Genomic DNA, 21,114 nt, shown 5'->3' with positions numbered 1-21,114 from the left:
GTTCCTCGCTCATCTTTTGGAAGCTTTATATATAGGGGCTTCCAGCCCTTCGTGCGCCATCGTGTCGCACCAAAAACGGGAAAATTGTACGCGCTCGTAGTTAATTCAAGTGCTAGAACCATTGTGAAGTAAAGGCTCCAGCCATTACCGATTGGATTTTTTGTAAAAATACTTTTTTGCTCGGCGTCACTTTTGGGTGAGAAAATTAATGTCAAATTGATTGCTGCTTGCTGGGATGATATTCTCCGACTGGCTACTTTCGTATTAAAAAGAACAGTCACGGCTTCCCCGATCACGCGTAAGTTAGCGTCATATCCTCGTCAAAACAAATTAGCGTAGGCGTAGCCCGTCGCAGGCATCGCTCTGCCAAAAGTGGGAAGAATTGAGAGGACATTGTTCGCTCTCTATTGGTCGCAAAGTCTTCAGTTGTGACGTCAAGCTACAAGCGAACTTAACAAGGGAGAATTGAAAAACTCGTTGTCGAGAGCGGTCTTCTTCCACCGTTTGGGAGAAGTGCGTGACCGTTCGTTTGAAAATCAATCAATACGTGTGACAGACGCACTCTAGTTTGTGTCATTGTGTATTTCCTTTAGCGCTGCGGTTTTTGCTAGCCTAAGCAGATCACTTTTAGGCGATTATCCCTTACTCTCAACTTTGGCAGCATCTATAATTAATCTTGCCCCCTGAAAGTTCGTTACCATGTCGGAAGAAGATATCCGAGCCGCGAGGCTGGAGAAAGTAGAACAACTCAAGCAGCTAGGGACTAATCCTTACGCTTATCGTTGGGAATCCACCCATCATGCAGCGCAGTTGCAAGAAAAGTTTGCCAATTTATCCAGTGGTGAAGAAGTTGATTTAGAAGTTGCCATAGCCGGACGCATTATGGCGCGTCGCGTTTTCGGTAAATTGGCTTTTTTCACCCTGCAAGATGAAACCGGTACAATTCAGCTTTATTTGGATAAAAATCGCATCCAAGAAGGTATGGCAGATATTGATGCTGATGCCTTCAATCACCTGAAGCAACTTACAGATGCAGGTGACATATTAGGAGCCAAAGGTACTATTAAACGGACTGAAAAGGGCGAGTTATCTGTCTACGTTAAACAATATACTATCCTTACTAAATCCCTGTTGCCGCTACCCGACAAGTGGCATGGATTAACGGATGTTGCCAAGCGCTACCGTCAGCGCTACGTTGACTTAATTGTAAACCCGGAAGTGCGGCAAACTTTCCGCCGTCGCGCTCAAATTACTGCTAGTATTCGCCGTTATTTGGAACAGCGAGATTTTCTGGAAATTGAAACACCGGTTTTACAAAGTGAGACTGGGGGTGCAGATGCACGTCCATTTATCACCTACCACAACACTTTAGAAATGGAGTTGTATTTGCGAATTGCCACAGAACTTCATCTCAAACGGCTGATTGTGGGTGGTTTTGAAAAGGTGTTTGAATTGGGGCGAGTTTTCCGCAATGAGGGAATTTCGACTCGACACAATCCCGAATTTACAACGATTGAAATTTACCAAGCCTACGCCGACTACAACGATATGATGGCGTTGACTGAAGAGATTATTACCACTGTTACCCAAGAGGTACTCGGCACATTACAAATTACCTACCAAGGGGAATCGATAGATTTAACACCACCTTGGCGACGGATAACAATGCACGATTTAGTTAAAGAATTTACAGGCTTGGATTTTAATTCGTTCCAAAGTTTGGAAGAAGCAAAAATAGCAAGTAAAAATGTTGGTATTCCTGGTGTAGATGAAGCCCAATCAATTGGTAAGTTACTAAATTTAGCCTTTGAAGAGAAGGTAGAAGCTAATTTAATTCAACCTACCTTTGTAATTGATTACCCTGTAGAAATTTCGCCCCTAGCAAAACCTCACCGTTCTGTACCTGGTTTGGTAGAACGATTTGAGTTATTTATAGTCGGGCGAGAAACTGGGAATAGCTTCTCAGAACTTACCGATCCCATTGAGCAAAGAGAACGCTTAGAAGCTCAAGCGGCGCGGAAAGCTGCTGGTGATTTAGAAGCTCAAGGTGTAGATGAAGACTTTCTCACCGCTTTGGAATACGGTTTGCCACCTACAGGTGGTTTAGGGATTGGGATTGATCGGTTAGTGATGTTATTAACCGATTGTGCCAGTATTCGAGATGCGATCGCCTTTCCCCTACTCAAGCCTCCCAGCAGCCTGATTAAAGAATTTCGTTATGATCCAACAACTCAAACACTAACTATTGAATTTGACAATGGAAGTGTTTATGAGTATTTCAAAGTACCTCTTAGTGTAAAGGAAGGCTTAGAAAACGCACCGTCTGATGGTCAATACTTTAATAAGTTTATTAAAGGGAAATTTAAGTTTGAACAATTGAGTTGAGTTATTAAAGGTAAATGGGCAATGAATTGCCCTATTCATCAACTTGATTCGGATTTGGTAAGAGTTTCGCCTGGAGTGTCTCTCGTTCCCATGCAAAGCATAGGAATGGCTGATTAGAGGCTCTGCTTCCAGTCAGACATTGAGTCAGCAGCCACATGAATGCATTCTCATGCGGAGTATAGGAACGAGAAAAAACTTGTATCTTACCAAGCAAGAATTTTAGGACTTGTGTGTACACCGTAGACTAGAGAATGAGAAGAATTTAAAGCCTCTCAAGAGCAGGAGCGAGAAGTCTGAGTGCGGGTTTGTCTCCTCATCTCCCTAATCCCTCAACCTCTACACCACTGCTTTTTCTAAGATCAGTTTAGAACGTTTCACTTGCTCAGGAATAGCCACGGGATAATCTCCGGTGAAGCAGGCAGAACAGAAACTATTGGTGTCTTCTCGTGTCGCTTCTAGCATTCCCTCCCAACTCAGATAGGCAAGGCTGTCTACTTCCAGTTGCTTGGCAATTTCTGCTACTGACTTGGTAGCAGCAATCAGCTGATCCTGAGAATCGGTATCGATGCCATAGAAGCAGGGATGAGTTACAGGTGGAGAAGAAATTCGCATGTGTACCTCTACTGCACCTGCGTCACGTAAGGTTTTAACTAGTTTACGGCTGGTAGTACCGCGTACAATCGAGTCATCTACAATAATCACTCGTTTCCCTGCCAGTACATCTTTGAGGGGGTTGAGTTTCATCCGTAGACCCGATTCCCGCATGGTTTGGGTTGGTTGAATGAAGGTTCTCCCAACATAGCGATTTTTAATCAGTCCTTCGCCGTAAGGAACACCAGACGCTTGGGAAAATCCAATAGCAGCAGGTATACCAGAATCAGGAACACCAAAGACAATATCGGCATCTACAATAGATTCTTTAGCTAGCTGGTGTCCTAATCGCATTCGATAGCTGTACAAACTCTCGTTGTGCATGACGCTATCAGGGCGGGCAAAGTAAATCATTTCAAAGATACACAATTTCCGCTGGGACTGTTTACTCCAATGATAAGAAGCTAAACCTTCTTCAGTAATCCAAACTAATTCACCTGGTTCTACGTCTCGCAGGTATTCGGCTCCAATGATGTCTAAACCACAAGTCTCGGAAGCCAAAACGTAACGGACTGGATTACCAGCCAAAGTCCCGATTACTAAGGGGCGGATTCCATTAGGGTCACGAACACCCATAACGCCGATGGGAGTACCAATAACTAAACTAAAGGCTCCTTGGCAACGGTGAAATGCTTGAATTGCACCTTCTAGCCAATCAGTGCCCGCATCTATGGCTTCGGCGATCGCAAAAGCGATCATTTCTGAGTCTGTTGTTGTGACTAAGTTACATTTATTCTCAAGCAACTCTTGACGTAGTTGTACAGTATTGACTAAATTCCCATTGTGTGCAAGGGCTAATGAACCTAAACGGGTTTCTAATACTGCGGGTTGGGCATTAGCTTTGCGGCTAGAACCTGTGGTGGAATAACGAGTGTGACCAACAGCAAGACTACCAGGCAATCGATCCAAGATAGATTCATTAAAAACTTGAGACACCAAGCCCATATCTTTGTAAAGATGTACTTGTGTACCCTCAAAGGTGGCAATACCAGCTGATTCTTGACCCCGATGCTGGAGGGCATACAATCCAAAGTAGGTCAGTTTAGCAACGTTTTCTCCTGGGGCGTAGATGCCGAAAACACCACAAGCTTCTTCTGGCTTGTCAGGCTGATTTTCATGACTATTGATTGGGTTGTTGGTCTGGTCGGGGTATTCATCCGAAGTGACAGAATGAATAGAAATCATGCTAGCTTTGCTCCTGATGGGGGGTCAATCAACCTTGGATTTGAAATTGACGATTTTGGATCGATCGCACCGTAGTAAGGATGCGGCTTGGAATTTAAGAATGGCTATTTGAGATTTGTTTTGCCCAGTAAGAACAAGATAAGAATTAGAAGCAACGCTCCTAATCCCAAATCTCAAATTCAAAATCTAAAATTGGTAGTCAGTCACTGGGATTATATAGATGGCTAGGGAATTCTTAACAAATCTTTAACCATCCATTAAAACACTACCGTAAATTTGCTCACTGACGCTAATAGTTATGACTAAAGTCTAAATATTTAGCACTCAGAAATAGTGGTATGGATGGTGAGACGTCTGGCGATCGCATGGAAATAGCGATCGTTCATATCTTCGATACTAACTTTGATTAAGGTTTGGTTATCAGTGGTGAAAACCCCCAAACCCGTCTCAAAATTACCAACTACACCCAGTTTTTGCCATTCTTGACTCAGATGTTCCTGTAAATATGATTCCCAAATTTCTTGTTGTGCTGATGCTACAGAAACTAAAATTCTGGCACCACCTTCGGCAAACAACACCTCGTCGAGGTGGTTTAACTGTGTTGGTGCTATTTCTAAATTGATTTCGACACCAAGATTGCCAGCAAGACAACATTCTGCTAAAGCGATCGCCACTCCTCCCTCAGCAGAATCATGGGCTGAACGTACCCAACCATTACGAATTCCTTCACGACAAACTTTCTGGACGCGGCGTTCCAAGTCAAAATCTACCCGTGGTGGTTTTCCGGCAACAGTATTGTGGATAGTGGCTAAATATTCAGATGCTCCCAAACTGATTTTAGATGTCAGAGGTAATCCGAGAAGATAAATCACATCGCCAGATGCTTGCCAACCTTGACCACAAATTTTGGTTATATCGGGAATCAAGCCCACCATACCGACAACAGGAGTGGGATAAATGGGTTGGGGGATGCCTTGAGAATCGAGAGTTTCATTGTACAAAGAGACATTTCCGCCCGTGACTGGTGTCGCCAATTCTCGGCAACCTTCCGCCAAACCGCGACAAGCTTCTGCCAATTGCCAGTAACCAATGGGTTTTTCTGGAGAGCCAAAATTCAAGTTATCCGTTACTGCTAGAGGTTCTGCACCCACACAGCTAAGATTGCGTGCAGCTTCTGCCACCACTGCCTTAGCTCCTTCGTAAGGGTCAAGATAAACATAACGAGGATTACAATCTACAGTGGCAGCAACACCGGATTGGGCTTTAAGGGTTGCCTTATCTCCTTGTCCTCCTTGTCCCCTTGTCCCCTTGTCCTCTTCCAGGAGGCGCAAACGGACAACAGCTGCATCTGCACCACCTGGCAGCATGACTGTATTATTTTGTACTTGATGGTCATACTGACGATATACCCAATTTTTAGAAGCGATCGTCGGTGTATCGAGCAAAGTTAAGAGAATATCATTCCAACTTTGCAGTCCTCCTTGAAGTTCTATTCCAGCAGTTGTAGAAGCAGGTAGGGAGTCAGCAGTCCATTCCCAAGCTTGACGCGCATATTCTGGTGCTTGTGCCAACAACTCTCGGTTATACAGTGGGGTATTCTCCGCCAAAGCTTCAGCGGGAATTTCTGCTGCTACTTCACCCTGAAAGAGAATTCGCACAATCGGATCAGCGATGACTATACCAGCGACAACGGCTTGAAGTCCCCACCGATGAAAAATGTCAATTAATTCCTGCTCGCGCCCTTGATGAGCAACAAACAGCATTCGTTCTTGAGATTCCGAAAGCAGGTATTCATAAGGAACCATCCCTATTTCTCTGACGGGAATTTTATCTAAATCTAGTTCAATTCCCACACCGCCTTTTGCCGCCATCTCTGAGGTAGAACAGGTGATTCCCGCTGCTCCCATATCTTGGGCGGCGACAACTGCACCCGTCTTAAATGCCTCCAGACAAGCTTCAATTAACGACTTTTCTAAAAAGGGATCGCCTACTTGTACAGCAGGGCGATCATCTATGGATTGATCGCTCAATTCTGCACTAGCAAAACTCGCGCCTCCCATACCGTCGCGCCCAGTGGTAGAACCAACATACAGCACGGGATTGCCTAAGCCAGATGCTCCAGATTTGACGATTTCTGGCGTTTCCATCAATCCTAGTGCCATAACGTTCACCAGAGGATTTCCAGAGTAAGCAGAGTCAAAGTAAACTTCGCCGCCAACGGTGGGTACTCCCACACAGTTACCATAATGAGAGATTCCTGCTACCACACCGCTAAACAGTCGTTGGGTTTTGGGATCTTTAAGAGAACCAAAGCGTAACGAGTTTAACAGGGCAATGGGACGCGCACCCATTGTAAAAATATCTCTGAGAATACCTCCGACTCCCGTTGCAGCTCCTTGAAAGGGTTCGACCGCTGAGGGATGGTTGTGAGATTCAATCTTAAAAGCTAGTTGGAGTCCGTCACCCAAGTCTACAATACCAGCATTTTCACCAGGCCCTACGAGGATGCGGGGACCATTAGTGGGAAATTGTTTGAGTAGAGGTCGAGAATTTTTATAACAGCAATGCTCTGACCACATCACGCCAAACATTCCCAGTTCAGCTTTATTGGGATGACGGTCTAGCCGACGGACAATTTCTGCGTATTCTTCTGGTTTGATACCTTCAGCAGCAATTTCTTGGGGGGAAAAGGCTGGTTTTGAGGTTGCAGTCATGGAAGTAATGCACTCTGGGGGGACAGAGCATTATTCTATCGATTTACTTGCCCTGTAAGTGCAGTTCCAGAAATGCAGATAATTCTTCTTCTGATAAATAATTTCTGTGCTTTTGTTCTGTTGCCATCGTTACCCCAAGCTAGGTTTTTGCCAGTTGTGAATCACTTCTGCTGCTAACTCTAGCTTATCGCGCTTACAACGACCGCATTATTTGAATTAGTGGCTGAGTTGGTGAATGGCGTTAAAAGTATTTTGGGATGCTAATTAATTTATGTTGCAAAAGACGATGCCTACGGCGGCAAGCTACGCACTTTTACTTTCCTGTAGATTGAAGCGCGATCGCTCTTCAATTTAAACTCTAACTAAATACTTATATTTCCAACTTGGTAAATATTGGCAGAAGATGCTTGTACAGCCTTTTTTACAAGCAAAATTGTTTTTTGGATAGAGGGGTAGTAAAACCTCAGAATGCACTCAACAGGATTATTCCGACAATGAGGTAGACAAGATGAAGATCATTAGCACACCAAATGCTTTAATCTTTAAGATAACTTGATTTTTTAATCTTGGTGAAATTTCTAGCTCCTTTACTTACGTGAATCTAGTGTCCATTCAGAGATTACTCGGGTATATGCAGTTTAGATGTAACAATCAAGTGACGAGAATCACACATATCGATGATTATGATCGTCTCTCAGCGATTGGTAACTAGGCATAATTAATGACAACTGAACTCTAGCCGAGTCATTAATAGGGAACACACTTAATAGCCGACAGCCTTAATCAAAGACTGTCGGTTTTTTGTATTTGTCATTAGTCATTAGTTATATGCCCACTTGCCCTAAGCGACTTGTGCTGAGTGTTCGCGTAGCGTCTCGTAGAGAAGCCGAGGGAAGTCGAAGATATGCCCAATACTTCTCTATAAGACGGACACTAGGCACTCAGTGCCTCATACCCATGCCTATAAAATTTCCCCACAACTGGTTGGTAACTTGACAGAGATTTTGCCACAGCCACTACCAAATGTGGGGAAGGTAAGATCAAATTGGGGATTTTATGCCTATCGAGTGCTAATACCTCGCACTCACTTTAGTAGACCGAAAGTATATTCCTAGAACCAGCACACACTTTGTATTAAGACATCGCTTGAATGATGTAATCAAAGTAAGGTGATGCTTCAGCAGCGTCTTCCGTACTCAGTAAGCTAAGGGAGGCTGTTTTGAGGGAATTAATCGCTTCTACCATTCCAGGCACGGGAACACCCAATGAATTATACATTTCCCGCACACCAATCAAACCGATTTTTTCAATTGGCTCTTTGTCACCGGCAAGTACACCATAGGTAATTAGGCGTAAGTACCAGCCAAAATCACGGATACATAAAGAGCGTTGGCGTTCACCATAAGCATTACCTCCGGGGGAGATAAAGTCAGGACGCTTCTGCCAAAGTTGTTTGGTTGCTTCCTGAACTATCTTTTTTTCGTTTTCGGCTAAGGTAGCGGCAATCCGTGTCCTTTGTACGCCGGTTTGCAGAAAGTCTTTGATATTTTTAAGTTCGCCACTGCTGGGATAACGCAGTTCGTCGTCAGCTTTGAGAATAACTTGGCTAATTACAGTCATGATTATTGAAATCACCTGAAATATTATCTGTTAGTTTAGCGAGTCTGAGGTACACAAGTGAAGGGATCGGAGTTACTTATGTATTGAATTTATCTATTTGGAGATAGTGGGGAGTGAAGAAGGGGGAATAGATGACAGGTGACGGGTAATAGATTATTCCCTATCTATCACCTCTCCCCTGATCCCAATGACCAACGACCAATGACCAATGACAAATGACAAAAATAATTTGGCAGCAGGGTGAATTAATTGAAGTGACGATCGCTAATCTGAGTGATACAGGCGATGGTGTGGGACGTGCTGACGAACGTGTGGTGTTTGTCCCAGAGACTGTCCCAGGCGATCGCGCCATTGTTCGCTTAGTTCATGTTAAACCAAAATACGCCCACGGTAAGCTCCAGCAGCTATTGTCACCATCCGCCCACCGGATTAGACCTAGTTGTATTGTGGCGGATAAGTGCGGTGGTTGCCAGTGGCAGCATATTAATTATGATTACCAGCTAGTAGCCAAGCAAAATCAAGTTATCCAAGCCTTAGAACGCATTGGCGGCTTTGTCCAACCACCAGTAGATCCAGTACTCGCCGCCCCTTCTGCTTTAGCTTACCGTAATAAATCTACATATCCTTTGGGTACATCGGCAACAGGACAAGTACAAGCTGGTTACTATCAAAAAGGTAGTCACCAATTAATTAATTTAAATCAATGTCCAGTCCAAGATGCGCGATTAAATCCCTTACTTGCTGAAGTTAAGCAGGATATCCAACAACGAGGTTGGCGAATCTATGACGAACAGCGTCATCAAGGACAAATTCGCCATCTTGGTTTACGCATTGGCCGATACACCGGAGAAATGTTGCTGACTTTGGTAGTAAAGGACTGGAATTTATCAGGAATTGAAACCCAAGCCCAGGAATGGTTAAAGCGCTATCCGCAGTTAATGGGAGTGTCGCTCAATCGCAATAGTGATCGCACAAATGCTATCTTTGGATCAGAAACCCGTTGCATCGCTGGAGTACCCCACCTGCGTGAATATTTTGCTGGACTGGAATTTCAAGTACGCCCAGATACATTTTTCCAAGTGTATACAGAAACCGCAGAAGCACTATTGCAGATAATTCAATCAGAACTCAATCTTCAAGGGCAGGAGTTCTTGGTTGATGCTTACTGTGGTATTGGGACTTTAACTTTACCCCTCGCCAAAAAAGTACGTATTGCTACAGGATTAGAAGTGCAACCAGCAGCAGTAGAACAAGCTATTTTAAATGCCCACCGGAACGGAATTGATAATGTGACATTCCAAGTCGGGGCAGTAGAGAAATTGCTTCCCCAAATGGGCACAATACCAGAAGTAGTAATACTCGATCCGCCACGTAAAGGGTGCGATCGCGCAGTCATAGATACTTTACGGCAATTGAAACCATATAGAATCGTTTACGTCAGCTGTAAAGTAGCTACCCTCGCCCGCGACCTGAAATTGCTTTGTCAAGATGGGCAATATACCATTACACGGGTACAACCTGCTGATTTTTTTCCTCAAACTGCTCATGTTGAAGCTGCCGCCTTTCTTGTGCTATCACATTGTTGACAAGGTTAGTAATTCCTTCAAAAAACTGAATTTTGAAATTTTTAGTTTAGTGCATACTAAAGATGCTAAAATTGAATTAAGCGAAAAATAAAAATTCATTTTGTTTAAATAAATTCAAGTAGTATAGGTTCTAAAAAATATGAAGAAGATTGTGTGAATTATAAATCGGTAACCAATTAGAGTATGCCAGTACTCTCTAAAATTAACAGCATATTTTTAATTTGCTGGCTTGATTATCAAACTTATTCCAGCCGATGTATAGCGAAACAATCTCAATTCAGACTGTAGAACCAATGCTCCCTAGCATTTTCAAAATTTAGTTTTAAAGACGCAAGTTTGAAGGCAGCATGACCACCTCAAGTTTTATCAGGGTGCCTGTAATAGCAAACTGATGTCTAGCTAACTGAAAGCTATGGGGTTTCTCTTGTGATTACTATTTCACTCCGTCCAGTTGGACGTTATTGGGGCACTATTAGTTTTGCCTCAACCCTCTACCTTTGTCCTATATTAGACTTATTGTTGGCAGAAATTCCAGCAAGATTACAAGCAGAACTGCGGCTAGGACTTCAAGAAGCCCTAGTCAACGCAGCTAAACATGGTAATAATCTCGATCCGAGTAAAACAGTTGTAGTTCGTTTTTCCGTAATCGATAATCAATATTGGTGGATAATATCAGACCAGGGTAGTGGCTTTACTCCTTCATCAACTAGTAATCAAGAACCAACAGACTATCTTCCACCAGATGAGTCAGAAAATGGTCGTGGTTTATGTCTTCTGCATCAAATTTTTGATCAGGTAGAGTGGAACCGTAAAGGCACAGAATTGAGACTTTGTAAACAAATGGAAAATCGCCGGGGATTATCTTTGCGGCGGTAAGGTAGTTAGGAGTTGAATAATAATTCATAACTCCTAACTCTTAACTTCTAACTTTTTCCATGAGTCGGACAGGGAGGGGCAGAAATGGAACGATCTAACCAACCAACTGCTTGTTGTAATCTAGCTTGAGCTTCTTCTGGCTGATTCTTTAAAAGATACACAATTGCTGCTGCCACTTGTTCATTAGCGCGGGAATTGCGGTTAGACTTGAGGCGATGCCAATCGTTAGAGGAAATAGTTAGCCTTTCCATGAGAGCTTGAGCTAGTTCCAGAGTACTAAGTTGATTCAGTTGACTGGTTTTAGGCAGTTGAGTAGATTGAGACATAATTATGAGTCCTTTGTATTTTGTCCTTTGTCCTTTGAAAAATTACTAATGACAAATGACTAATGACTAATGACAATTGATTAATATTTAATCTTAGTTTACTACTTGTAAATGAAGCCGTCTAAACAATCACAGCCGTCAGCAGAAAATCCCGAGCCAGATTTTGAACAAGAATTAAAGGAAGTAGAGCGATCGCTCCTATCGTTGAGAGAACGTTACGATCAAGTGCAACGCGATCGCCAGCAACAGGCACAATGGCAACAGCGCCGCGATCAACTAAAGCACAATAAATCTCAGACACCAGAAATCAAAGCAGAGTTAGGGCAAATTCAACGGCAGTTGGAAATGCTAGAACTAAGCTTAGAAAGCCAGCTATTTTCTTGGCGTAGCCTCAAAAAACCTTTCTGGCAAGTCGTCCGCTTTGGTGGAATGGGCGTTATCATAGGCTGGATATTAAAGTCTTATGCTGGATAAATATGGTAAATCGACGGATTGCAGAAATATTGCGAAGTGGCCAACCTGATGAGTCCCTCCAAGTGCAAGGCTGGGTGCGGACAAAGCGCGAGTCCAAAGGGTTTGCTTTTATTGAAGTCAATGACGGCTCATCACTAGCTAATTTGCAAGTCGTGATTAATCAGGATTTGCCAGATTACGAAGCTATCTTGAAAAAATTGAATACGGGTGCTGCTGTCGAAGTGACAGGGGTATTAGTGGCTTCTCTTGGAAAAGGACAGCGAATTGAGTTGAAAGCCGAGACGGTGAAAGTTTACGGAGAAGCTGATCCCGATACATATCCCCTGCAAAAGAAACGCCATTCCTTTGAGTTTCTGCGAACCATTGGACATTTGCGATCGCGTACCAATTCCTTTGGTGCAGTTTTTCGCGTCAGAAATGCTTGTTCGACAGCAATTCATCAATTTTTCCACGAAAGAGGCTTTTTGTGGGTACACACACCGATCATCACTGCTAGCGATTGCGAAGGCGCGGGTGAACTTTTTAGCGTTACCAGTTTAGATTTAAAGAATATTCCGCACACAGAAAACCAAGCAGTAGATTACAACCAAGACTTTTTTGCTAAACCCACATATTTAACAGTTAGCGGCCAGTTGGAAGCGGAAGTTATGGCGATGGCGTTTTCTAACGTCTACACATTTGGCCCTACCTTCCGTGCAGAAAATTCCAACACCTCCCGCCACTTAGCAGAATTTTGGATGGTTGAGCCAGAAATGGCTTTTTGTGACTTAGAAGGTGATATGGATTTAGCTGAGGCGTTTCTCAAACACATTTTTAAATATGTGTTGGAAACTTGCCCAGAAGATATGGAATTTTTCAATGAACGCATTGATAAATCTGTGTTGGCAACAGCCGAAAATATTATCAATAATCAGTTTGAACGCTTAACTTATACAGAAGCCATCAAACTTTTAGAAAAATCTGATATCAAATTTGAATATCCTGTGAGTTGGGGTTTAGATTTACAATCAGAACATGAACGCTACTTAGCTGAACAACTATTTAAAAAGCCTGCGATCGTTACAGATTATCCAGCGCAAATCAAAGCTTTTTATATGCGCTTGAACGATGATGAAAAAACCGTCCGCGCAATGGATATTCTTGCACCGAAAATTGGCGAAATTGTCGGTGGTTCCCAGCGCGAAGAACGTTTAGAAGTCTTAGAACGCCGAGTAATAGCGCAAGGATTAAAGCCAGAAGATTTGTGGTGGTATCTTGATTTGCGTCGTTATGGTACTGTTCCTCATGCTGGTTTTGGGTTGGGTTTTGAACGACTCGTACAATTTATAACGGGGATGGGAAATATTCGTGATGTAATTCCGTTCCCCCGCACACCACAAAGTGCTGAATTTTAGTTTGAGAATTTTAGAACTACACAATTAGAAATAGCGTCTAAACAAACCAAGTCTGTCTGGGCGAATTCATAAAAACTTTGAAACCCGCGTTCGGCTTTGCCGTTGCCGCAGGCTATGCGGGTTTTACTTGTATAGCCGCGTATTTTATAAAGCGATTAGTTAAAGTTAAGATTTTTAAACAGCATCTAATTACCAAGTACTTCTTGTCTACGCCGCTCCTGTTCCTGCTCCTCAACTCCTTGGCGTACTTCCAAATATTTTTTTTCGGCTGTATTAGCTTCACCTATTATCACTAATCTTAATTCACGAGCTTCATCGCCATCTCCTAAAAGAGAAATCAATTCTCTTCGTTGTGTTTTTTCAAGTGTAAGAAACCATTGAACAAAAGCTTTAAAAATTTCTTGTTGTGAACCTGATACCTCATCATGGGCAACAACACAAGAAGGACAAACATTAACAGTATAATCATTATAATATTGCCCGTTCCTCAAAGCAGTTCCGTTAGCAATAAACCTTGCAACTAAAGGGCATTCTTCACTTGATAAATCTTGATTGGCAATACAGTCTAAAATAGAAGTATGATAAATACCCTCAAAGTACTTTGCTAGAGATCCAACAAGAACAGAACCAGGATATCCAGGGAGTATTTCTCCTGTTGAATCAAGCCAAGGATATTTAGTCAACAATAAGGAGTAATGATATCGACTATTTATACAATATGTGATTCTTTGTTTATTTTGAGTTTTGTTATTAGAATAAATATGATCTGAAGAGAATCCCATTCGTTTGTAATAGTCAGGGGAAAGCATATCTTCTTGGCAGCTTTTCACAACTTGAGCTAATCTATTCATATTTACCTGTGCATCACTTCTCATTGGCGTTAACAAAAAAGCCGAGCTAGTTACTAGCAAAGTGATTAAGCTTTGAACTGTGAAATTTCTCATTGATTTCCCTCTCTTATTACTTTTTCTAATTCATCGGAAGCTTTAGGTATGGGATATGTAGATTCCCAAGGATTAGGGATATTAGCCCCATCATTATTTGTATCTACTGTATTTTCTGGTCGTTCTGTTGTCACTTGTTGCTTAGGTGGTACTTGCCGTTGATTTGAGGTTGTTACAGTTGTTTTTGGTTGCTCCTTAGTTTGCAAGTAAACTTGTTTAGCTTTTTCAAGGTTATTTTTTGTCTGTTGCTGTTTATCGGCTTGTTGCTTTTTTTGTGTTATTAAAGCCCTTTCCCTTATATCAGCATTTAACTGCTCTCTTCCTTTCCTCATCTCTCTTCTTTCCTTTACCACAGCTTCTAACTGCTCTTTTTCTGTTCTAACAGCAGCTTCTTTTCTAATAGCCGCTTGTCTCTCTTCCTCCGCTTTTAAAGCAGCCTGAAGTTTTTGTTTTTCTATCTCCTCTATTTGAGCTTGTTCGGTTTCAACTTTGTCAGATGTAGGCAAAGTTAAAGGACTTATTGTAGGTTGAGAGTTAGTAGTTAATGAAATTTCAGGAATTTGGGTAACTGGACTAGGAATAGCTACCGGAACATTTTCTAGAGGAGAAACAGAAACCGGATTTTTGGTGTTTGGTTGATTAATAGCCGCAATAACAACAGCAAAATATCCCAGTCCTAAACCAATGACAACTTTCCAAAATTTTTGGTTTTTCTGAGTATGGCTAGAAGAGGCATTGACTGATTTAGCTCCACCAACTGATACAGTAGCAACAGAACTAGATGACGCAGCAGATTTAAACCCATTGCTTGATTGAATTGCCGTTTGTTGCCATAGTATTCTAGGCGTTTGTAATGCTTTTTCAATTCCGTCCAATTTCTGCAAAATCACTTGCGTATTTTGAGGACGATTATTTGCAGTAGGAGCCATCAAATGGTCGATTAAATCTGCCAAAAGTGGAGAAAGATTGAGTGCAGATTTTCGCCAGTGCAACTCATTAGTCAGAGGGTGATAAATTTCTTTATCCTGGGGTTCCTTACCTGTGAGCAGAAAAATAAAAGTCCGTCCCAATGCAAAAAAGTCTGACTGCTGTACCGAATAACCGTTTTGTTGCTCTGGTGGTGAATAGCCTTGTGAAATAATTCTGGTATGGGAATTTCCTGCCAAAATGGTTGTTGTGACTTGTCGAACTGCACCAAAATCAATTAAGACAAGCTGCCCACTTGGTCGCAGCATGATATTCTGAGGCTTAATATCACGGTGAAAATATTGATAAGCGTGTACTAAAGCGAGAATTTCTACAAGTTGTTTTAGCCAATTGAGAGCTTGAGCTTCAGAAAGACGTTGATAATTACGAAATTCCATCCACTGCTCTAAATTTACGCCTTCAATTTTCTCCATTGCTAAACAGTGCAATGGTAGAGAACTATTTTTAGGTAAAACAGTAAAATAACCATTTGGTTCTACCTTGGGAATACCCGCACTGTTTAGCTGACTCAAAACCCTTGCTTCCTGCTGAAATAATTCAATGGCTTTGGGATTATTCTCAGTCAGCACTTTTAAAACTTTAGTTTTCCCACACTCATCAACTTCAAAAGTGTTACCAAAGCCACCTTGTCCTAATTGTTTGATTACCCGATAGCGACCTTGCAACAGTATTTCTGAACCACAATTACGGCAAATAAGGTCGTTTGCATTCGCTGGGTCAACAGGTTTTGGACAATGGGGATTTATACAATAGGTCATTACACAGAAGTAAATATCCTAAATAATCGATTTTTATTGATATTTAAACAGAGGGCTAAATCTACAAAGTTCTAGTAATAGAGTTCCCTAAAACTTTAATAAAGTAACATATATAGCAATTGGGACTTCAGTATTAAATCTTATACACAATAAATTAGGGTTACAACAATTGTTGTAACCCTACAGATTAGCTATATTCAATTTGCTCGAAAACCGCTATAAAATCACAATTAACCTTATAAGTGCCGAATTATGAGCAATTATTCACATTTACTACATCTAGTTTAATGGTTTGCAAGGGCAAATGCTTTCTTACTTGCCTGCGTGGGATAAGTGACGCTAGTGTTAAAAGAATTGTACAAAGTAAAATCCTTATCCTAGAATTCGAGTAGGAAGCTAGAATGGCAATTCTAAATAAACAAGTAAAATCTAATACTAATATTTTAGATATTAGACGTACCCAAACTTGTATCCAAGTTCGCATTACTAAGATTTGCGTGAGGAAGCAGTCATTTTACGACTGGTTTCTTACTATGAGATCATAGTCATTATTGATGATGCCCAGGTAAGCGCAAACGTATCATAACATAGTTGCTTCCCTCTACAACTGTGAAGTACTGTTTTCCAGAGTGAAAGCGCCTTAACTTACCTGGATGAGTTTGATCTAGAAGTTTTGCACCAATCCAACCCTGAAGAAGATGGGTGGTAATCAATTTTCGATTTTGGAATTATACGGAAAATCTGATCAAGGGTTTCCTTCGATCAGACTTTCCAAGACGGATTTTAGATTATCAATCCAAAATCTAAAATCTAAAATTCGTTATGCCATTTGATTTTCAATCGCCCACCGCGCTAGTTCAGTACGGTTGTGGAGATTGGTTTTGCCCAACATATTGGACACATGACTTTCAACCGTGCGCTGACTAACATTTAGTTCTTCAGCAATTTCCCGGTTAGCTAAACCCCTAGCAACGAACTGGACTACTTTCAGTTCGGTTGGGGTTAATTGCACATCGAAGGGAACCTGGATACGGGAACCGTTTTCGCCTCCTTTTGCTTGGTGTTCTTTCCAACGGATAGTTTGTTTGAGTGAGGATTCAACTTGCGCTACGAGTTCTTCTGGTTCAAAGGGCTTGACCATATAAACATCAGCACCTTTGTTCAGACCTTTAACTCGGTCTGCACTTTGTCCTTTAGCTGAAAGGAAAAGAACCGGAATCCAGCTGGTACGTTCATTTTGCCGGACTTGTTCCACAAAAGTATATCCGTCCATTTCCGGCATCATCACATCGCAGATGATCATGTCTGGAACGTCTTGCTCTAAAATTTCCAGAGCTTCACGTCCATTTTCAGCGGTGATGACTTCATATCCCCGGAATTCTAAGTAATCCTTCACCAGCAAGATGAGGTTAGGGTCATCATCAATCAATAGAAGTCGTTTGTGATCTTTCATGCTGGGCTCTTTCATAGCAGTGGCACTTGTCGCGCTTCGGTCCATCAAAGTCTTGAATATTTATCCTCTATGGTGGGTTATTCGAGATGTTGTCCTTTTTCCTACTTAACTTGCCTTTGCTGTCTCGAAGTCTCAAAAATGCCGAGCACTTTCAATAGACTAGTAGCTCGATAGCAAAAGTCCAGCAAGGATACGTATAGCAGTAGTATCTATAATGCGCTATTATATATCGCTTTGAAAGGGGCGGGATAAAAAGCACTGATAAAATAATAGTCCTTCTGACTCACAAGTAAGTATTGGCTTAAAGATGACCCTACCTCAAAACCAACCCGCTCTTTCTTAAAGCTTACTGCTATACCATATCCTTTGGTACCTCTATAAGATGTTCACAAGAAACTAGGGAAGTTTCTGGCAATAGATGGATTGAAAACGCATATTTTTCAACTGCCATTATGCCTATTCAGTGTTCTCGGATGGTCCGCAGAGTAACTTCCGGGTTTGCTTGGCGATACCAGACACCATCAGGATAAATCACCATTATGGGTCTAGAACAAGAAACACGCAAGCAGTTGGCTTCAGTTTTATAGACGCAAATAGAATTACTTTAGTGCAGCTCATTAAATTTTAAATCTTTAAGTCGCTTTTTTAAGTAATCCCAGAAGAATTCCAGACTAGCTCGTTTTGAGCAGCAATTGCCTGGTCAGCGCAAATAAAAATATGTCGCTGAATTTTTGCAAGTCCTAAACTTTCTACACAATTACTTAATGTCTTATGTTCGAGATATTTAGTAGTTTTAGGAATTTGATGGCTAGACTGGATGGCTGTCACTGTATTGTTACTCATCGAGCGGCTCCCTAATTACAGTTCTATAACAATTTGCAAGCTTTGCAAATAAAGTTGACTCAAGTGTGGGAAAGAATTTTCATACCTTCCTACTCCTTACTCCCTACTCTCTTCGTAACTTACAGAACAAAACCTGAAAGGTAGAAATAATTAAGCATTTATACTTAAGTACATCTATGACCCTCTAGTTCGGAAACCCGTACTCAAGAAATTCTTGCCATTAGACGCCATTTTTCGGTAAATTAGCACTCAGGAGTTGAGAGTGCTAAACTGGAGAAAATAATTATGGCAGCTTTATCTCTAAGCGTTTCTACAGTTAAACCTTTAGGCGATCGCGTTTTCATAAAAGTGAGCGCCTCTGAGGAAAAGACCGCAGGTGGTCTGTATTTGCCCGATACTGCCAAGGAAAAGCCCCAGGTAGGGGAAGTAGTCGCCCTTGGCCCTGGCAAGCGTAATGACGATGGAAATCGTCAGGAATTGGAAATTAAAGTCGGTGATAAGGTGCTGTACTCTAAGTACGCTGGCACTGACATCAAGCTCGGCACTGAAGAATATGTACTGCTTTCTGAAAAAGATATTTTAGCAGTTGTTATCTAGTGGGGAAAAAGGAATAGGGAACAGGGGATGTCAAAGATAAAGACAATACCCCATGCCCAATGCTCCATGCCCAATGCCCAATTCAAAAAAAATTGACTTACTTCCGGAATTTAGACATCTATGGCAAAGCGCATTATCTACAACGAAAACGCCCGTCGCGCTCTAGAGCGAGGCATTGACATCCTGGCTGAGTCTGTAGCCGTTACCCTTGGCCCTAAAGGTCGTAACGTAGTTCTAGAAAAGAAATTTGGCGCACCGCAAATCGTCAATGACGGTGTAACGATCGCTAAAGAAATCGAATTAGAAGACCACATTGAAAATACAGGCGTAGCTCTAATTCGTCAAGCTGCTTCTAAGACCAATGATGCTGCGGGCGATGGCACTACAACTGCTACCGTTTTAGCTCATGCGATCGTTAAAGAAGGCTTGCGGAACGTTGCAGCTGGTGCTAACGCAATTTCCCTCAAGCGTGGTATAGACAAAGCTACTGGTTTCTTGGTAGACAAAATTGCCGAACACGCCCGTCCAGTGGAAGATTCCAAAGCCATTGCCCAAGTTGGTGCGATTTCGGCTGGTAATGACGAAGAAGTTGGTCAGATGATTGCCCAAGCAATGGACAAGGTGGGCAAAGAAGGCGTAATTTCCCTAGAAGAAGGGAAATCTATGTTCACCGAGTTGGAAATCACTGAAGGGATGCGCTTTGACAAAGGCTATATCTCTCCTTATTTCGCTACCGACGCTGAACGGATGGAAGCGGTTTTTGATGAACCTTTCCTACTGCTGACCGATAAGAAAATCGCTTTGGTACAAGACCTTGTACCAGTATTAGAGCAAGTAGCTCGTGCTGGTCGTCCTTTGGTGATTATCGCCGAAGATATTGAAAAAGAAGCTTTAGCAACCTTGGTAGTAAACCGTTTGCGCGGTGTTCTCAACGTGGCTGCTGTTAAGGCTCCTGGCTTTGGCGATCGCCGCAAAGCTATGTTAGAAGACATCGCTGTTTTAACTGGTGGTCAATTAGTTACCGAAGATGCTGGTCTGAAGCTAGATAACACCAAGCTGGATGGCCTGGGTAAAGCTCGCCGGATCACCATCACCAAGGACAACACCACAATTGTTGCTGAAGGTAACGAAGTTGCTGTTAAGGCTCGTGTCGAACAGATTCGTCGTCAAATCGATGAAACCGAATCTTCTTACGACAAAGAGAAACTGCAAGAGCGTCTTGCTAAACTCTCTGGTGGTGTCGCTGTCGTGAAAGTGGGTGCAGCGACCGAAACCGAAATGAAAGACAAGAAGTTACGCCTAGAAGACGCTATCAACGCTACTAAAGCTGCTGTAGAAGAAGGTATCGTTCCTGGCGGTGGTACAAGTCTGGCTCACCTAGCTCCCGACTTGGAAACTTGGGCAAAGAGCAATCTTCAGGATGAAGAGTTGATTGGTGCGTTGATTGTCGTTCGCGCCTTACCTGCACCTCTAAAGCGGATTGCTGAAAACGCCGGTCAGAATGGTGCTGTAATCGCTGAACGCGTGAAAGAGAAAGAATTCAATGTTGGCTACAACGCTGCAACAAACGAATTCGTCGATTTGTTAGCCGCTGGTATTGTTGACCCTGCTAAGGTGACTCGTTCTGCTCTGCAAAACGCTGCTTCTATCGCTGGTATGGTGTTGACAACCGAATGTATTATAGTTGACAAGCCTGAGCCTAAAGATAGCGCTCCTGCTGGTGCTGGCGCTGGTGGCGGCGACTTCGATTACTAATACTTTGTAGTTACATAATTTGTAAAACAGCTGCTTCCCTTGTGGAGGTGGCTGTTTTTTTGTTGGAACCGCGTTTGGTTGATGAAGCCGTTGCCGCAGGCTAGGACACAAAGAGTGCAAAAATACTAGTACAAATATTCTATTAGGGAATAAACAGTATAAAAATAACAGTTATAATATCAATATTTAATGATATTCACCATGAATTACATCTTAGAAACACAAGCAAGTTATGCTAGGAAAAATATTGATCAAAGACTAGAAGATTTTAGTGATGCAGTTGATAATGATAAAAGCCTAAGTTCAGATATAAAAGATCAGCTTGTTTTTTTGAGATGTGCTGATACTTGTCAATTAACATCTATTACAACTAAATTTAGACAACAATTATCAAGAAGTCCCTACATACATCCCGAAGTAGAAAGAACAATACGATTGTTAGACTACTCTATCCTACATTGGGCAAGATTCTTGGATGTTGATACTTTATTTTTATGCAATCAATTTTTTACGTTTAAATAGCTTATTTATTACTATTTTTGCTCTGTCAAAGCAGCTACTTTTAT

17 protein-coding genes and 1 pseudogene are annotated in these 21,114 nt (G+C 42.1%); 9 read left to right on the top strand and 9 right to left on the bottom strand.

Annotation, left to right across the window (positions count from 1 at the left end):
- Positions 1–281 (bottom strand): hypothetical protein (locus V7K89_RS06565; RefSeq protein ID WP_335185459.1); only part of this gene is annotated, 281 nt, incomplete at its 3' end.
- On the opposite strand from V7K89_RS06565, the pseudogene V7K89_RS06560 reads away from it, so the two are divergent.
- Together V7K89_RS06560 and lysS are read left to right on the top strand one after the other, a co-directional pair.
- A pseudogene (locus tag V7K89_RS06560) lies at positions 190–555 on the top strand (Tn3 family transposase); the annotation flags it as partial. The gene V7K89_RS06565 and the pseudogene V7K89_RS06560 sit on opposite strands and share 92 nt — an antisense overlap.
- A gap of 144 nt (positions 556–699) precedes the next feature.
- A complete protein-coding gene (gene lysS / locus V7K89_RS06555; RefSeq protein WP_335185457.1) occupies positions 700–2,385 on the top strand; it encodes a lysine--tRNA ligase in 1,686 nt (561 codons plus the stop codon).
- Positions 2,386–2,721: 336 nt separating this feature from the next.
- Here the strand turns inward: lysS and purF are convergent, their stop codons facing one another.
- The 3 genes from purF to V7K89_RS06540 form a co-directional block, all read right to left on the bottom strand.
- Positions 2,722–4,221 (bottom strand): amidophosphoribosyltransferase, encoded by a 1,500-nt coding sequence (gene purF, locus V7K89_RS06550; RefSeq protein WP_335185455.1) that lies wholly within the window; start codon positions 4,219–4,221, stop codon positions 2,722–2,724.
- A 317-nt stretch (positions 4,222–4,538) separates the two neighbouring features.
- The gene (gene purL / locus V7K89_RS06545) at positions 4,539–6,935 is read right to left on the bottom strand and encodes a phosphoribosylformylglycinamidine synthase subunit PurL (RefSeq protein WP_335185453.1); all 2,397 of its coding nucleotides are present in this window, start codon (positions 6,933–6,935) and stop codon (positions 4,539–4,541) included.
- A 1,134-nt stretch (positions 6,936–8,069) separates the two neighbouring features.
- Positions 8,070–8,555 (bottom strand): allophycocyanin subunit alpha-B, encoded by a 486-nt coding sequence (locus tag V7K89_RS06540; RefSeq protein ID WP_334911151.1) that lies wholly within the window; start codon positions 8,553–8,555, stop codon positions 8,070–8,072.
- Between the two features lie 215 nt (positions 8,556–8,770).
- On the opposite strand from V7K89_RS06540, the gene rlmD reads away from it, so the two are divergent.
- Complete coding sequence (rlmD, locus tag V7K89_RS06535) at positions 8,771–10,141, top strand: 23S rRNA (uracil(1939)-C(5))-methyltransferase RlmD (protein ID WP_335185450.1); 1,371 nt, start codon at positions 8,771–8,773, stop codon at positions 10,139–10,141.
- Between the two features lie 426 nt (positions 10,142–10,567).
- Positions 10,568–11,017, top strand: coding sequence for an ATP-binding protein (locus tag V7K89_RS06530; RefSeq protein ID WP_335045086.1), 450 nt, complete (start codon positions 10,568–10,570; stop codon positions 11,015–11,017).
- Positions 11,018–11,064: 47 nt separating this feature from the next.
- Here V7K89_RS06530 and V7K89_RS06525 read toward each other — a convergent pair whose 3' ends face one another.
- Positions 11,065–11,343, bottom strand: a complete 279-nt coding sequence (locus V7K89_RS06525) for a DUF6439 family protein (RefSeq protein WP_335185448.1) — start codon at positions 11,341–11,343, stop codon at positions 11,065–11,067.
- Positions 11,344–11,454: 111 nt separating this feature from the next.
- Here V7K89_RS06525 and V7K89_RS06520 point away from each other — a divergent pair, with 111 nt between their 5' ends.
- Together V7K89_RS06520 and asnS are read left to right on the top strand one after the other, a co-directional pair.
- Positions 11,455–11,817: a hypothetical protein gene (locus V7K89_RS06520; RefSeq protein WP_335185446.1), complete on the top strand. Its 363-nt coding sequence runs from the start codon at positions 11,455–11,457 to the stop codon at positions 11,815–11,817.
- A 2-nt stretch (positions 11,818–11,819) separates the two neighbouring features.
- On the top strand, positions 11,820–13,211 hold the full coding sequence (gene asnS / locus V7K89_RS06515; RefSeq protein ID WP_335185444.1) for an asparagine--tRNA ligase: 1,392 nt from the start codon (positions 11,820–11,822) through the stop codon (positions 13,209–13,211).
- Positions 13,212–13,396: 185 nt separating this feature from the next.
- On the opposite strand, the gene V7K89_RS06510 is transcribed toward asnS, so the two are convergent.
- The 4 genes from V7K89_RS06510 to V7K89_RS06495 form a co-directional block, all read right to left on the bottom strand.
- The gene (locus V7K89_RS06510) at positions 13,397–14,155 is read right to left on the bottom strand and encodes a hypothetical protein (RefSeq protein ID WP_335185442.1); all 759 of its coding nucleotides are present in this window, start codon (positions 14,153–14,155) and stop codon (positions 13,397–13,399) included.
- The gene (locus tag V7K89_RS06505; RefSeq protein ID WP_335185440.1) at positions 14,152–15,900 is read right to left on the bottom strand and encodes a serine/threonine protein kinase; all 1,749 of its coding nucleotides are present in this window, start codon (positions 15,898–15,900) and stop codon (positions 14,152–14,154) included. The genes V7K89_RS06510 and V7K89_RS06505 overlap by 4 nt, the downstream gene beginning before the upstream one ends.
- A gap of 820 nt (positions 15,901–16,720) precedes the next feature.
- Positions 16,721–17,398: a response regulator transcription factor gene (locus V7K89_RS06500; protein ID WP_012407592.1), complete on the bottom strand. Its 678-nt coding sequence runs from the start codon at positions 17,396–17,398 to the stop codon at positions 16,721–16,723.
- Positions 17,399–17,998: 600 nt separating this feature from the next.
- Entirely contained in the window at positions 17,999–18,196 is a 198-nt protein-coding gene (locus tag V7K89_RS06495; protein ID WP_335185438.1) for a hypothetical protein, read from the bottom strand.
- A 285-nt stretch (positions 18,197–18,481) separates the two neighbouring features.
- Between V7K89_RS06495 and groES the strand changes: the two genes are divergently transcribed.
- The 3 genes from groES to V7K89_RS06480 all read left to right on the top strand — a co-directional run bounded on the left by groES (position 18,482) and on the right by V7K89_RS06480 (position 21,070).
- Entirely contained in the window at positions 18,482–18,793 is a 312-nt protein-coding gene (gene groES, locus V7K89_RS06490) for a co-chaperone GroES (RefSeq protein WP_335185436.1), read from the top strand.
- A gap of 120 nt (positions 18,794–18,913) precedes the next feature.
- The gene (groL, locus tag V7K89_RS06485) at positions 18,914–20,548 is read left to right on the top strand and encodes a chaperonin GroEL (protein ID WP_335185434.1); all 1,635 of its coding nucleotides are present in this window, start codon (positions 18,914–18,916) and stop codon (positions 20,546–20,548) included.
- Between the two features lie 201 nt (positions 20,549–20,749).
- Positions 20,750–21,070 carry a hypothetical protein gene (locus V7K89_RS06480; protein WP_335185432.1) on the top strand — a complete coding sequence of 107 codons (321 nt, stop codon included), beginning with the start codon at positions 20,750–20,752 and terminating at the stop codon, positions 21,068–21,070.
- Positions 21,071–21,114 lie beyond the last annotated feature (44 nt).

This window comes from Nostoc sp., assembly GCF_036917515.1.
Lineage (GTDB): Bacteria > Cyanobacteriota > Cyanobacteriia > Cyanobacteriales > Nostocaceae > Nostoc.
This window is presented reverse-complemented; position numbering and strand designations above follow the sequence as displayed.

What these genes read in the sequence shown, in the direction of transcription:
- lysS (WP_335185457.1), top strand. Translation starts at nt 700, where the DNA reads ATGTCGGAAGAAGATATCCGAGCCGCGAGGCTGGAGAAAGTAGAACAA.
- purF (WP_335185455.1), bottom strand. Translation starts at nt 4,221, where the DNA reads ATGATTTCTATTCATTCTGTCACTTCGGATGAATACCCCGACCAGACC.
- purL (WP_335185453.1), bottom strand. Translation starts at nt 6,935, where the DNA reads ATGACTGCAACCTCAAAACCAGCCTTTTCCCCCCAAGAAATTGCTGCT.
- V7K89_RS06540 (WP_334911151.1), bottom strand. Translation starts at nt 8,555, where the DNA reads ATGACTGTAATTAGCCAAGTTATTCTCAAAGCTGACGACGAACTGCGT.
- rlmD (WP_335185450.1), top strand. Translation starts at nt 8,771, where the DNA reads ATGACAAAAATAATTTGGCAGCAGGGTGAATTAATTGAAGTGACGATC.
- V7K89_RS06525 (WP_335185448.1), bottom strand. Translation starts at nt 11,343, where the DNA reads ATGTCTCAATCTACTCAACTGCCTAAAACCAGTCAACTGAATCAACTT.
- V7K89_RS06520 (WP_335185446.1), top strand. Translation starts at nt 11,455, where the DNA reads ATGAAGCCGTCTAAACAATCACAGCCGTCAGCAGAAAATCCCGAGCCA.
- asnS (WP_335185444.1), top strand. Translation starts at nt 11,820, where the DNA reads ATGGTAAATCGACGGATTGCAGAAATATTGCGAAGTGGCCAACCTGAT.
- V7K89_RS06510 (WP_335185442.1), bottom strand. Translation starts at nt 14,155, where the DNA reads ATGAGAAATTTCACAGTTCAAAGCTTAATCACTTTGCTAGTAACTAGC.
- V7K89_RS06505 (WP_335185440.1), bottom strand. Translation starts at nt 15,900, where the DNA reads ATGACCTATTGTATAAATCCCCATTGTCCAAAACCTGTTGACCCAGCG.
- V7K89_RS06500 (WP_012407592.1), bottom strand. Translation starts at nt 17,398, where the DNA reads ATGGACCGAAGCGCGACAAGTGCCACTGCTATGAAAGAGCCCAGCATG.
- V7K89_RS06495 (WP_335185438.1), bottom strand. Translation starts at nt 18,196, where the DNA reads ATGAGTAACAATACAGTGACAGCCATCCAGTCTAGCCATCAAATTCCT.
- groES (WP_335185436.1), top strand. Translation starts at nt 18,482, where the DNA reads ATGGCAGCTTTATCTCTAAGCGTTTCTACAGTTAAACCTTTAGGCGAT.
- groL (WP_335185434.1), top strand. Translation starts at nt 18,914, where the DNA reads ATGGCAAAGCGCATTATCTACAACGAAAACGCCCGTCGCGCTCTAGAG.
- V7K89_RS06480 (WP_335185432.1), top strand. Translation starts at nt 20,750, where the DNA reads ATGAATTACATCTTAGAAACACAAGCAAGTTATGCTAGGAAAAATATT.